We start from the raw sequence: 12,190 nt of genomic DNA, 5'->3' as shown, positions 1-12,190 counted from the left end.
CTAAGCTCTCTTCTTCCTACAGCCTTTTTTTCGAGATACCCGATGCTCAATAACGATCGCCTGCTGGTGCAAATCCTGCTGCTGGTGCTGTTTGGTGCGAGCTTCTGGGTGATGGCGCCGTTCTGGTCGGCGCTGTTCTGGGGCGCGGTGCTGGCATTCGCCAGCTGGCCGCTGATGCGCTTGCTAACCCGCGCGCTGGGCGGCCGCGAATCACTGGCCGCTGGCATCCTGACCTTGGGCTGGATGTTGCTGGTGGCAGTGCCGCTGGTGTGGCTGGGCTTCAACCTGGCGGACCATGTGCGCGATGCGGTGGGCCTGATCAAGGATATTCAGGTCGACGGCTTGCCGGCCGCGCCGACCTGGCTGGGCTCTATCCCCTTTGTTGGCGAGCGGCTGGTGGCGACGTGGGACAGCATCGACCAACAGGGCGCAGCGCTGATGGTCAGCATCAAGCCGTATCTGGGGCAGGTGGGTAATTGGCTGTTGGCGCGCAGTGCGCAAATCGGCGGCGGTATCCTCGAACTGACCCTGAGCCTGGTCTTCGTGTTTTTCTTCTACCGTGACGGGCCACGCCTGGCGACCTTTGTGCATCGCCTGCTGGAGCGGCTGATCGGCGAGCGCGCCGGTTACTACATCGAACTGGTCGCCGGTACCGTGCAGCGTGTGGTCAACGGCGTGATCGGCACCGCCGCCGCCCAGGCCGTGCTGGCGCTGATCGGCTTTTTGATCGCCGGTGTGCCGGGCGCGCTGGTGCTGGGCATCGTTACCTTCCTGCTCAGCCTGATCCCCATGGGCCCGCCGCTGGTGTGGATCCCGGCCACGGCCTGGCTGGCCTGGAAGGGCGATTACACCTACGCGGTGTTCCTCGGGGTGTGGGGCACGTTCATCATCAGCGGCGTGGACAACGTACTCAAACCCTACCTCATCAGCCGAGGCGGCAATCTGCCGCTGGTGATCGTGTTGTTGGGGGTATTCGGCGGCTTGATTGCGTTCGGCTTTATCGGTCTGTTTATCGGCCCGACGTTGCTGGCTGTGGCCTACAGCTTGCTGACGGACTGGAGCGCCACCCAGGCGCAAGTCCGCCGCGAAGACAAACCGCTTTAAGCCCTCGGCAGCCACATCACGGCGGTCAAGCCGCCGCCTGGGGTTTCTTCCAGGCTGAGGTGGCCGCCGAGGCGCTCGACGGCTTCCTTGGAGATCGTCATGCCCAGGCCGACGCCGCCGGAGTTGCGGTTGCGGGAGCCTTCGAGGCGAAAGAACGGCTCAAACACCGCCTCGCGTTTATCCGCCGCAATGCCCGGCCCGTGGTCGATCACGCGAATGACCAGCGCGCCACGGCTGTCCGCCAGCTCTATGCGCGCGGTGCCGGCATAGCGCAGGGCATTGTCGATCAGGTTGTTAAGGCAGGAACGCAGCGCCATCGGCTGCACCTGCAAGGGCACGCACGTGCCGGAAAACTGCACGTCGGAGCCCTGATCCTGGGCGTTTTCGCTGAGGGATTCGACCAGCGCCTGCACGTCGAGCCAATGCCGGGTCTCGCTGGTGCGCTGTTCGTGCAGGTAGCTCAGGGTTGCGTCGAGCATGCCGATCATGTCGTCCAGATCCTGACGCATCTGGCCTTGCAGTTTGGTGTCTTCGATCTGTTCCAGGCGCAGCTTGAGGCGCGACAGCGGGGTGCGCAGGTCATGGGAGACCGCGCCAAGCATGCGTGCACGCTGGCTGACCTGTTCGCGGATACGCTTTTGCATCAGGTTGAACGTCGACGCCGCTTGCCGCGCTTCCCGAGGCCCGGACTCATTGAGCGGTGGGCTGTCGAGGTCGAGGCTCAAGCGTTCAGCCGCTGCGCTGAGGCGCTGGATCGGGCGGCTCAGCAACTTGGCGCCATACCAGGCAGCAATGATCAGCGAGATAAATTGAAACGTCAGGGGCACCACCGGGCCGCCGAACCAGGGGCGCCGATGCTCCTTGTGCATCGGCGTCAGCGTGCCGTCAGGTTGCTCGATGAAGGTTTCGTGGGGCGGCGGCGGTGGCGGCCCGTAATGGTGGAACCAGAAAAAAGCCAGCGCATGAGCCAGCACAATGGCCACCAGCAATACGCCGAACAGCCTTCCGAACAGCGTATTGAAGGCGTTGCGCATCAGCCAATATCCCGCGCGTCGAACAGGTAGCCTTCGCCACGTACGGTTTTGATCAACTGCGGTGCCTTGGGGTCATCCCCCAACTTCTGCCGCAGGCGCGACACCAGCAAGTCGATACTGCGATCAAACGCCTCGATGGAGCGGCCACGGGCAGCGTCGAGCAGTTGTTCACGGCTCAGCACGCGGCGCGGGCGTTCGATGAATACCCACAACAGACGAAATTCGGCGTTGGACAGCGGCACGACCAGGCCATCATCGGCGACCAATTGGCGCAGCACGCTGTTGAGACGCCAGTTGTCGAAACGGATGTTGGCGCGCTGCTCGGTGCGGTCATCGCGCACCCGGCGCAGGATGGTCTGGATGCGCGCCACCAGTTCGCGCGGCTCGAACGGCTTGGACATATAGTCATCGGCGCCCAGCTCAAGGCCGATGATGCGGTCGGTCGGTTCGCAACGCGCAGTGAGCATCAGGATCGGAATGTCCGATTCGCCGCGCAGCCAGCGGCACAGCGTGAGGCCGTCTTCGCCCGGCAGCATCAGGTCGAGCACCACCACATCGAAGGTCTCCGCTTGCATGGCCACGCGCATGGCAGCGCCGTCGGTTACGCCGACAGCGAGGATATTGAAGCGCGCCAGGTAATCGATCAGCAGCTCGCGGATCGGCACATCGTCGTCAACGATCAGCGCGCGCGTGTTCCAGCGCTTCTCATCGGCGATCAATGCGCCTTTTTGCTCGTCGTTCACAGAGACTGAAGAAGTATGCATAGTGCGATAATCTGCCTGGTTGTTGCTGTCAGCATAGGCGCCCAGCCCCATGGCTGGAAGTGCTGGACGGTCGGTCATGTGCGCGAGGCTAGCGGCGGGGCGTGTTGCTGGCATGTCGTGAATGTATCGTTGCCGATACAATTGCCTGTAATGGCCGCCGCAGGGCGGCCTGTGAGTATTTACCGATCATCGGATCCCGCAACGGCGCCGCTTGCGCTACAATCCGCGCCGATTTCGACTTGCCTGAGAGCCCATTCCAATGTCCGTTTGCCAGACGCCTATCATCGTCGCCCTGGATTACCCCACCCGTGACGCCGCACTGAAGCTGGCTGACAGGTTGGATCCGAAGCTTTGCCGAGTCAAAGTCGGCAAGGAGCTGTTCACCAGCTGCGCTGCGGAAATCGTCGGCACCCTGCGTGACAAGGGTTTCGAAGTGTTCCTGGACCTGAAATTCCACGACATCCCCAACACCACCGCGATGGCGGTCAAGGCAGCGGCCGAGATGGGCGTGTGGATGGTCAATGTGCACTGCTCCGGTGGCCTGCGCATGATGAACGCGTGCCGCGAAGTGCTGGAACAGCGAAGCGGCCCGAAACCGCTGCTGATCGGCGTGACCGTGCTGACCAGCATGGAACGCGAAGACCTGGCCGGCATTGGCCTGGATATCGAGCCTCAGGAGCAGGTGTTGCGCCTGGCTGCGTTGGCGCAGAAGGCCGGGCTGGATGGGTTGGTTTGCTCGGCGCTGGAAGCTCAGGCCCTGAAGGCTGCGCACCCGTCGCTGCAGTTGGTCACTCCGGGGATTCGCCCGGCGGGCAGTGCGGTGGACGATCAACGCCGTATCCTGACCCCGCGCCAGGCGCTGGACGCGGGCTCCGACTATTTGGTGATCGGTCGCCCGATCAGCCAAGCGGCCGACCCGGCGCAGGCGTTGGCAGCCGTGGTTGCCGAGATCGCCTGAGCCCCGAGTGTGCAGGGGAAAAAACAGGGGAGCTGGCTTGCCAGCTCCCCTATTGATAGTAGGTTGAGCGGTATCAGCTGACCTTCAGCACCAACTTCCCAAAGTTCTCGCCGTTGAACAGCTTCATCAGCGTCTCCGGGAATGTCTCCAGCCCGTCGACGATATCTTCCTTGCTCTTGAGCGTACCCTGCGCCATCCAGCCAGCCATTTCCTGCCCGGCTGCCGCAAAGTTTGCCGCATGGTCCATCACCACAAAGCCTTCCATGCGCGCGCGATTGACCAGCAACGATAAATAATTGGCCGGGCCTTTCACCGCTTCCTTGTTGTTGTACTGGCTGATCGCACCGCAGATCACCACGCGCGCTTTCAGCGCCAGGCGGCTGAGCACGGCGTCGAGAATATCGCCGCCCACGTTATCGAAATACACGTCCACGCCTTTCGGGCATTCGCGCTTGAGCGCGGCAGGCACGTCTTCATTTTTGTAGTCGATGGCCGCATCGAAACCCAACTCGTCCACCAGGAATTTGCATTTGTCGGCGCCACCGGCGATGCCCACCACGCGGCAGCCTTTGATCCTGGCAATTTGCCCGGCAATGCTGCCCACCGCACCGGCAGCGCCGGAGATCACGACGGTTTCACCGGCTTTGGGCGCGCCGGTGTCGAGCAGGGCGAAGTAGGCAGTCATGCCGGTCATGCCAAGGGCTGACAGGTAACGCGGCAGTGGCGCCAGTGTCGGGTCGACCTTGTAGAAGCCGCGTGGCTCACCGAGGAAATAGTCCTGCACGCCCAAGGCGCCGTTGACGTAGTCCCCCACTGCAAATTTCGGCGTGTTTGACGCGATCACTTTGCCAACGCCCAGCGCGCGCATCACTTCGCCAATGCCGACCGGAGGAATATAGGACTTGCCCTCATTCATCCAGCCGCGCATGGCCGGGTCGAGGGACAGGTATTCGTTACGCACCAGCACTTGCCCATCGCCAGGCGTGCCCACCGGCACTTCCTGGTAGGTGAACGTCTCCCGCGTGGCCGCGCCGACCGGACGTTTGGCGAGCAGGAATTGGCGGTTGGTCTGGGAGGTCATGGCAGAGACTCGTTAGAAATGAACCCAGAGTGATAAACCCACAATGAACCGGGAGCAAGGTTGTGCAGGGAGTGCGAATGCCCACCGATAGCCATGGCTGATAATGAGGAGGGGCGCTTTATCACTGCAAATCATGAGAAGCCAACCGGGCTTTTGATAGTGCTGACGCGCCGCTCCCGGGGTTGGCTAGACTCGACCCACGGCCATTTCCCCCGAAGGACATCCCCCATGAGCATGACATTTTCCGGCCAGGTTGCCCTGGTGACCGGTGCCGCCGCCGGTATTGGCCGCGCCACCGCGCTGGCGTTTGCCGCCGAAGGCTTGAAAGTAGTGGTCGCTGACCTGGACGTGGCGGGCGGTGAGGGCACGGTCGCGCTGATTCAGCAAGCCGGTGGCGAGGCGCTGTTCGTGCGCTGCAACGTCACGCTGGAAGCGGATGTGCAGCAATTGATGGCGCAGACCATCGCCGCCTATGGTCGCCTGGACTATGCCTTCAACAATGCCGGGATCGAGATCGAGAAGGGCAAATTGGCCGACGGTAGCCTGGACGAGTTCGACGCGATCATGGGCGTTAACGTCAAAGGCGTGTGGCTGTGCATGAAGCACCAGTTGCCGCTGCTGCTGGCCCAGGGCGGCGGGGCGATCGTCAACACCGCGTCGGTCGCGGGGTTGGGCGCGGCGCCGAAGATGAGCATTTATGCGGCGTCCAAGCACGCCGTTATCGGCCTGACCAAATCGGCAGCCATTGAATACGCGAAGAAGAAAATCCGTGTCAACGCGGTCTGCCCGGCCGTGATCGACACCGACATGTTCCGCCGTGCTTATGAAGCCGACCCGCGCAAGGCAGAGTTTGCGGCGGCCATGCACCCGGTCGGGCGCATCGGCAAAGTTGAGGAAATCGCCAGTGCCGTGCTGTACCTATGCAGCGACGGCGCCGCCTTTACCACCGGCCAGGCGCTGGCGGTGGATGGTGGCGCGACCGCTATCTAGGACTCTGCGTCACTCCCTATTCGAAAAGGATAGGGCGGCTGTGGGGCGTTTCCATGGCTGGCACAAGGCCTCGTCAGAATGTGTATCAGCAGGTAAATAAGTCAATAAAATCAATACTTTAATAAATGTTAAAGGGCGGCTGTGCCAGGCTTCTGTGCTTAACTGTTTGGGGTTGAATAACAGACAGTTGAAGTGAGTGGCTCATGGATTTAGGGATCGATCGACAAGCCCTTGTACCGGTGGTGCAGCAAATCGTCAGCGCGGTGGCGCACTGGATTCGCAACAGCGGGGCAGGGCCCGGCACGCGCTTGCCGTCCATCCGGCAGTTGGCCCTCGACAACCTGCTCAGCCAGTCCGCCGTGATTGAGGCGTTCGAGCGAATGGTGGCCCAGGGGGTGTTGGAAGCAAAACAGGGCTCGGGGTTTGTGGTGGCCCAGCCACCGGTTTGCCGGGAAAGCCACTGGTATGAAGGCGCAGAGCTGGGGTGGGGCGCCTACCTCGACAGCCCGCTGGGCGAGTTGAAACTGGGCTGCGGCTGGTTGCCGGATGCCTGGCGTGAAAGCGATGACATCTGTTACGCCATCCGCGAAATCAGCCGCACCGACACCGCGGCCCTGTTCAGCTACAGCACGCCGTTGGGGTTGCCGGCATTGCGCGAGCAACTGCTCAAGCGCCTGACCCAGATGAAAATCGTGACCAGCCTGGATCGCATCCTCACCACCCACGGCGCCAGCCATGCACAGGACTTGTTGATACGTACCCTGCTCAAGCCCGGCGATACGGTGGTGGTCGAGACTCCGGGGTATGCCAACCTCTATCGCCAGTTGGAGCGCCATGGCGTCATGCTGCTGGAAGTCCCGCGTAACCCGGGCGGCCCCGACCTTGCGGCGCTGGAAGCTCTGCTCAAGAACCACCGCCCCAAGTGCCTGTTCATCAACAGTCTGTATCACAACCCCACCGGTACCAGCCTGTGTCGCGCAGTGGCCGAGCGGCTGGTGCAACTGGCCCGCAGCGAAGACTTCCTGATCGTTGAAGAAGACGTTTACGGTGACCTGCAACACGCCAGTTGCACGCGGCTGTCGGCGCTGCCCCATGAAGGGCGGGTTATCTATATTTCGAGTTTCTCCAAGACCCTCAGCAGCGGCTTGCGCGTGGGCTATCTCAGCGCCAGTGCCACCCTCATCGCGCAAATGGCCAGCCTCAAGACGCTGACGGGCATCGGGACGTCGCGGTTCGCCGAGGCCGTGGTGGCGACGCTGCTGGCCAATGGCACTTACCGCAAGTGGGTGCAACGCCTGCGCAAGCGCTTGAGCGTGCAAATGGCCGCGACCCTGCAAGTGCTGGAGGATGAGGAGTGGGAGGTGTTCGCCGTGCCGGCCGGGGGCATGTTTGTGTGGGCCCGGCCAGGCGTGGGCGACCGTTCACGCTTGCAGGCGTGCGCCCGCCGCCTTTGCGTATTGGTGTCGCCGGGTGCGCTGTTCAGCCCGAAGGGCGAGCCCAGTGACTGGTTGCGCATTAATGTGGCGTATGCGGACGATCAACGGGCGCTGGCGCTGTTTCGCGCCATGGGGCCTGCCAGATCGACCTCGACCATTCTGAAAACGACGGGCATGTAGCTTTTTGCCATTATTGTGGCGTCAATCCCTTGTGTCCATGGCTTGTGGTTGCGAATCTCGCCTCATGGAAACCGGGCTCGATGGCATTTGCCATTGCATGAGGACTCAAGCGCAATGATTTCGGCCGTGCAACGACGTTTCGCCAACCTTGGTATGGCGAAAAAACTGGGCTTTGGCTTCATTCTCGTGCTGCTGCTGACGGCGTTGGTGGCGGCCATTGGCGTGTGGTCCCTGCAAACCGTTGGCCAGCGTTTCGAAGGCCTCAAGACGATGTCCTCGCTCAACAGTGGCCTGCTCAACGTGCGCTTGATCGAGCAGGACTATGCCCTGCACGCCGACCCCAAAGCCGTCGATGCCCTGCACGCAAGTGTGGATGCCCTGACCGCCCTGGCACAGCGCCTCAAAGCGCAGTCCGCTGCCAATGTGCCGCTGATGACCGACGTAGAGCAGGCGCTGGCGGCGTATCGCAAAGCGTTCGACGAGTTTGTCGAATTGACCCAGACCAAAGACCTGGCCCTGGAAATGGCCAGTTGGTCGGTGTCCAGCGTGGCCAATAACCTCGACGTGTTGCAGGCCGGCCTGGCCGACGATGGTGCCTATGGCCTCAAGGAAAGTCAGGGCAAGGACGGCGCTGAATTTATCGAGCAGGCAGGTCAGGTCAGCCAAGTGTCACGCCTGATGTTGCAAGCCATGAACGAAGCGCGGGTGCGCCTGGATCAAAGCCGCAAAGCTGATGCTGACGACGCCGAGCAGGGCAAGATCGAACAGGCCGACCAAGCCCTGGCGCAGGTCGAACAACTGAAAACTTCGGTCAAGGATCCGGGTTACCAGACCGTGCTCAACGAAGTGTCCGGGCATATCGCCGCGTTCAGCGAAAAGCTTGGCGAATACACCGGGCTGCTGGCCCAGGAAAAGGTGGTCTACAAACAACTGCATGACCGCGCCGACGAGGTGGTCAGCCGAGTCAACCAGGCGTATGCCGCCGAAGATGAATCGATGCAGGCGCAACTGAAAAAAAGCGCTTTGTTTATCATGGGCTCTTCAGCCCTGGCCTTGCTGGTGGGCCTGATCGCGGCGTGGGTCATCACCCGCTTGATCGTCACGCCCCTGCGCAGCGTCATTGCGGTGGCCCAGCAGATTGCTGCCGGCGACCTGAGCGGGCGCATGGAGGTCACGCGTCGTGATGAAATCGGCCAGTTGATGCACGCCATGCAGCAGATGAGCAGTGGCCTGAGCCATATGGTCAGCGGGCTGCAGGCGGGTATTGAGCAATTGGCCAGCTCCGCGCAGTCGCTGTCCAGCGTGACGGAGCAGACCAACGTCGAAGTCAGCAGCCAGAAAGAAGAAACCGAGCAAGTCGCCACGGCGATGAACCAGATGACCGCCACCGTGCACGACGTAGCGCGCAACGCAGAAGAGGCCGCGCACGCCGCGCAGACGGCGGACGACAAGGTCGACAGCGGCCAGCAGGTGGTGCGCCAAAGCCTGCAGCGCATCGAATTGCTCGCCAGTTCGAGCACCAGTGCCAGCGCCAGCATCGAAAGCCTGAGTGCCGAAATCCAGAATATCGGCACCGTGTTGAGTGTGATCAAAAGCGTGGCCGAACAAACCAACTTGCTGGCCCTCAACGCCGCCATCGAAGCCGCCCGCGCGGGGGAGCAAGGCCGCGGCTTTGCGGTGGTGGCCGATGAAGTGCGCGCGCTGGCCAAGCGGACCCAGCAATCGACGGAAGAAATCGAGCGGCTGGTCAGTACCCTGCGCAGTGCTGCGCAATCCTCGGTCGAGCAGATTCAGCAAAGCGGCGAACTGGTGAAACTGGCCGTCAGCGACGCGCTGGAAACCGAAAGCGCCCTGGGCAGCATTGCGGCCGCCGTGTCGTTGATCCAGCAAATGAACCAGCAGATCGCTGCGGCCGCCGAAGAACAAAGCTCGGTGGCCGAAGAGATCAACCGTAGCGTCACCAGCATTCGGGCGAGCGCCGACCAGTCGGCGTTGAGCATGCAGGGCAATGCCGCGTCGAGCATTCAGCTGGCGCAGTTGGGGGCAGAGCTCAAAGGCATGGTGGGGCACTTCCGCCTTTGATCGCCGCTGAGGGCGGCGATCAAAGGGCAGAGCGTCAGGCGTTGTTGGCGAGGAAGGTCAGCAGCGCTTCGTTGACGAATTCCGGATTCTCACGGCTGGAGATATGCCCCGCGTCTGGAATCAGGATCAAGCTGCAGCCAATCAGCTCGGCCATTTCCCGGGATTCGGCGGGTGGGCGGGGTTTGTCTTGCTCGCCGCACATCACCAGGGTGGTGTCGGCGTCCAGGCGTGGCAGTTGGTCGAGGATATCGGCGCGGCTGAAAATTAAGCGGCCCAGAGGCACGATGCTGTCCAGCAGGCGGTCGCGCGAAAAACCCTGCAACGCCTTGCGGTAATCCTGATACAGCGCCGATTCGCGATCGATTCCAGCGCGGAAGAAGATCGGTGCAACCACGTCCAGCAACGGCTCGGGGATGGCGCCGGCGTCTTCGATCATCTTGAACAGCGAGAAGTAATACTGACGCGTCGCCTCGGGCTCTGCGCCGAGGTGGGTGTCCATCAGCACCAGGCTGTTGACGCGCTCAGGGGCCAGCAACGCCAGGCGAGCGCCCCACATACCGCCGACCGACAGGCCCACGAGGTTGCAGCTGGCAATGTCCAGTTGGTCGAGCAAGGCCAGGGCCTGTCGCGCGAGGTCATCCAGGGAGCGGGTAGACGCAGGCATCGCACCCGATTCGCCATGACCCCATAGTTCAGGAACGATCACGCGATACTGGTTCGACAGGGCCTCGATTTGCGGGGCCCACATGTCGCGGTCCCACAGGTAGCTCGAACCCAGAACAACGACCGGGCCGGTGCCCTGGTCCAGGTAATGCAAAGGTTGTCCATCAATCACGGCAACAGGCATAGCAGGCCTCTAACTTCACGGAGTGAGGGGCACGTTTTTACGCTTTTCTGCGGCGGGTGGATAGGTGCAAATTGATGGCATTGCAGCGAGCGGGGCGGGCCCGCTCACCGCAGACTCGCCCCATGGGAGGAGGGCGATCAGTCGTAGATCGCTTTCTTTTTCCACTCGGCGTCGGCGTCGACCTCTTTGAGGCCTTCAGTCAGTTCGTTGACTTCGTCTTCGGCGGGCTTGCTGTTAGTCAGCACGGTCGAGTTGGCGCGGGCCAATTGGTTTTCCAGCAATTGCAGTTGCGCACTATAGAGCACTGGCTCCGCCTGCTTGCGCAGGTATTGCACGCCACGCTCGAACGCCAGGCGCGCCTGGCCCGGCTGGCCTTGTTGCAGGGCGTGCTGGCCGAGGTTGTTGAAGAACTCGATGTGCAGCAGTACCAGAATGTGACGAATTTCCTTGATCCAGTGCTTGGCTTCGTTGGTCGGCAGGAAGCCGTCCTGTGCAGCACGGGTCACTTGGCCATGCAGGGCTTCGAGCAGGAAACGCACGTCCTTGGCCTTGGCTTCGGTCTGGATCGGGGCGGGCGGGTTGGTCACCGGGATCGATTCACCCTGGGCCACCAGCGCATTGAGCTCGGCGATGCGCGCCTTGAGCGCTGCACTGGATTTGTTGAGGTGCAACAGGCGCGTGTTTACGTTGAGTTCAAGGCGGGTCAGTAACAGTTTGAGCGCCGGGGTCATCAACTGGCCGGGGAAGGTTTCGGTGATTTCACCGCAACGGCGCAGCCGATCATTGAGCTCGATCTCGGTGCGCTTTTTTTCCAGCTTGTTGTTTTCCACCATGTTGTTCATGTAGCCAATGGCGATCAGTATTACGATCCCGGCTATTACCAGCAGGGTGATCATGAGTGGTGTCACCGGTGTGACCTCTTTTATAGGGTTTGCTGTGGAGTGTAGTGACTGGGCCATCCGGCGGATAGGATTGTTCGACCAGTTGCCCAGGTAGTTTCTTCTATATAGGTAATCTTGCCGGTGAGGGCGCTGTGCATAGATGCACATTGCCATCATTTGCCTGGGTGAACTATAGCGCCTTGTCGGGCGCCAGAATATAGGCGCCAGGGCCCGCACGGGCCAACCCGCGGCAAAGGCCTGGAAAGAGGGGCGAAGTCATTGATTTAAATAAATTTATCCTTGGGGGTTGACGACCTTTCAATCCATCCATAGAATGCGCGCCACTTACAGCGTAAAGCACACAGCGAAACGCGGTAGGGAGTGAATGTTGTACGTGTGTCCCCTTCGTCTAGTGGCCTAGGACACCGCCCTTTCACGGCGGTAACAGGGGTTCGAGTCCCCTAGGGGACGCCAATAAGCGGGAATAGCTCAGTTGGTAGAGCACGACCTTGCCAAGGTCGGGGTCGCGAGTTCGAGTCTCGTTTCCCGCTCCAATTTTTAAGCAGTGTTGCTCTCGGGCGGCACTGAGTGAAACCAGGGCAAAATCTTCGGATTTAACCTCTGGGCACTGAAATACACACCATGTGTTTCAGTAGCGTGTCCCCTTCGTCTAGTGGCCTAGGACACCGCCCTTTCACGGCGGTAACAGGGGTTCGAGTCCCCTAGGGGACGCCATTTGCGGGAATAGCTCAGTTGGTAGAGCACGACCTTGCCAAGGTCGGGGTCGCGAGTTCGAGTCTCGTTTCCCGCTCCATATTCAACGAAAACGCCGA

The 12,190-nt window shown here is 61.5% G+C and carries 10 protein-coding genes, 4 tRNA genes and 1 pseudogene; 10 read left to right on the top strand and 5 right to left on the bottom strand.

The features are described 5' to 3' along the window. Nucleotides 1-42: 42 nt before the first annotated feature. Nucleotides 43-1,104, top strand: coding sequence for an AI-2E family transporter (locus ACP7A2_RS18720; protein ID WP_375069760.1), 1,062 nt, complete (start codon nt 43-45; stop codon nt 1,102-1,104). On the opposite strand, the gene ACP7A2_RS18715 is transcribed toward ACP7A2_RS18720, so the two are convergent. Next, nucleotides 1,101-2,138 (bottom strand): sensor histidine kinase, encoded by a 1,038-nt coding sequence (locus tag ACP7A2_RS18715; protein ID WP_348057394.1) that lies wholly within the window; start codon nt 2,136-2,138, stop codon nt 1,101-1,103. The two genes, ACP7A2_RS18720 and ACP7A2_RS18715, sit on opposite strands and share 4 nt — an antisense overlap. After that, on the bottom strand, nt 2,138-2,902 hold the full coding sequence (locus tag ACP7A2_RS18710) for a response regulator (protein ID WP_348057410.1): 765 nt from the start codon (nt 2,900-2,902) through the stop codon (nt 2,138-2,140). Before ACP7A2_RS18710 ends, ACP7A2_RS18715 begins: the two co-directional genes overlap by 1 nt. Before the next feature lie 259 nt (nt 2,903-3,161). Between ACP7A2_RS18710 and pyrF the strand changes: the two genes are divergently transcribed. After that, nucleotides 3,162-3,860: an orotidine-5'-phosphate decarboxylase gene (gene pyrF / locus ACP7A2_RS18705; RefSeq protein ID WP_348057396.1), complete on the top strand. Its 699-nt coding sequence runs from the start codon at nt 3,162-3,164 to the stop codon at nt 3,858-3,860. Between the two features lie 73 nt (nt 3,861-3,933). Here pyrF and ACP7A2_RS18700 read toward each other — a convergent pair whose 3' ends face one another. Then, on the bottom strand, nt 3,934-4,941 hold the full coding sequence (locus tag ACP7A2_RS18700; RefSeq protein ID WP_426135394.1) for an NADP-dependent oxidoreductase: 1,008 nt from the start codon (nt 4,939-4,941) through the stop codon (nt 3,934-3,936). A gap of 228 nt (nt 4,942-5,169) precedes the next feature. On the opposite strand from ACP7A2_RS18700, the gene ACP7A2_RS18695 reads away from it, so the two are divergent. From ACP7A2_RS18695 to ACP7A2_RS18680, 4 genes and pseudogenes are all read left to right on the top strand, one after another. After that, nucleotides 5,170-5,931, top strand: a complete 762-nt coding sequence (locus ACP7A2_RS18695) for an SDR family oxidoreductase (RefSeq protein ID WP_348057400.1) — start codon at nt 5,170-5,172, stop codon at nt 5,929-5,931. 203 nt (nt 5,932-6,134) lie between these two features. Next, nucleotides 6,135-7,547, top strand: coding sequence for a PLP-dependent aminotransferase family protein (locus tag ACP7A2_RS18690; RefSeq protein WP_426135393.1), 1,413 nt, complete (start codon nt 6,135-6,137; stop codon nt 7,545-7,547). Nucleotides 7,548-7,661: 114 nt separating this feature from the next. Beyond that, nucleotides 7,662-8,720, top strand: a pseudogene (locus tag ACP7A2_RS18685) (methyl-accepting chemotaxis protein); the annotation flags it as partial. Next, complete coding sequence (locus ACP7A2_RS18680) at nt 8,712-9,629, top strand: methyl-accepting chemotaxis protein (RefSeq protein WP_375069817.1); 918 nt, start codon at nt 8,712-8,714, stop codon at nt 9,627-9,629. The pseudogene ACP7A2_RS18685 and the gene ACP7A2_RS18680, both read left to right, overlap by 9 nt. A gap of 34 nt (nt 9,630-9,663) precedes the next feature. Here ACP7A2_RS18680 and ACP7A2_RS18675 read toward each other — a convergent pair whose 3' ends face one another. Then, nucleotides 9,664-10,476: an alpha/beta fold hydrolase gene (locus ACP7A2_RS18675; RefSeq protein WP_426135392.1), complete on the bottom strand. Its 813-nt coding sequence runs from the start codon at nt 10,474-10,476 to the stop codon at nt 9,664-9,666. A gap of 137 nt (nt 10,477-10,613) precedes the next feature. After that, nucleotides 10,614-11,384 (bottom strand): hypothetical protein, encoded by a 771-nt coding sequence (locus tag ACP7A2_RS18670; RefSeq protein ID WP_426135391.1) that lies wholly within the window; start codon nt 11,382-11,384, stop codon nt 10,614-10,616. A gap of 371 nt (nt 11,385-11,755) precedes the next feature. Between ACP7A2_RS18670 and ACP7A2_RS18665 the strand changes: the two genes are divergently transcribed. The 4 genes from ACP7A2_RS18665 (at nt 11,756) to ACP7A2_RS18650 (ending at nt 12,171) form a co-directional block, all read left to right on the top strand. After that, nucleotides 11,756-11,831 (top strand) — tRNA-Glu (locus ACP7A2_RS18665). A 4-nt stretch (nt 11,832-11,835) separates the two neighbouring features. After that, nucleotides 11,836-11,911 (top strand) — tRNA-Gly (locus ACP7A2_RS18660). Between the two features lie 105 nt (nt 11,912-12,016). Next, nucleotides 12,017-12,092 (top strand) — tRNA-Glu (locus tag ACP7A2_RS18655). Nucleotides 12,093-12,095: 3 nt separating this feature from the next. Beyond that, a tRNA-Gly gene (locus ACP7A2_RS18650) sits at nt 12,096-12,171 on the top strand. The last annotated feature ends 19 nt before the right edge of the window (nt 12,172-12,190 follow it).

It is taken from the genome of Pseudomonas sp. PWP3-1b2 (genome assembly GCF_049896045.1).
Classification (GTDB): Bacteria; Pseudomonadota; Gammaproteobacteria; order Pseudomonadales; family Pseudomonadaceae; genus Aquipseudomonas; species Aquipseudomonas antarctica_B.
Note: the sequence above shows the minus strand (reverse complement) of the source record. Positions and strands in the feature narration are given on the sequence as shown.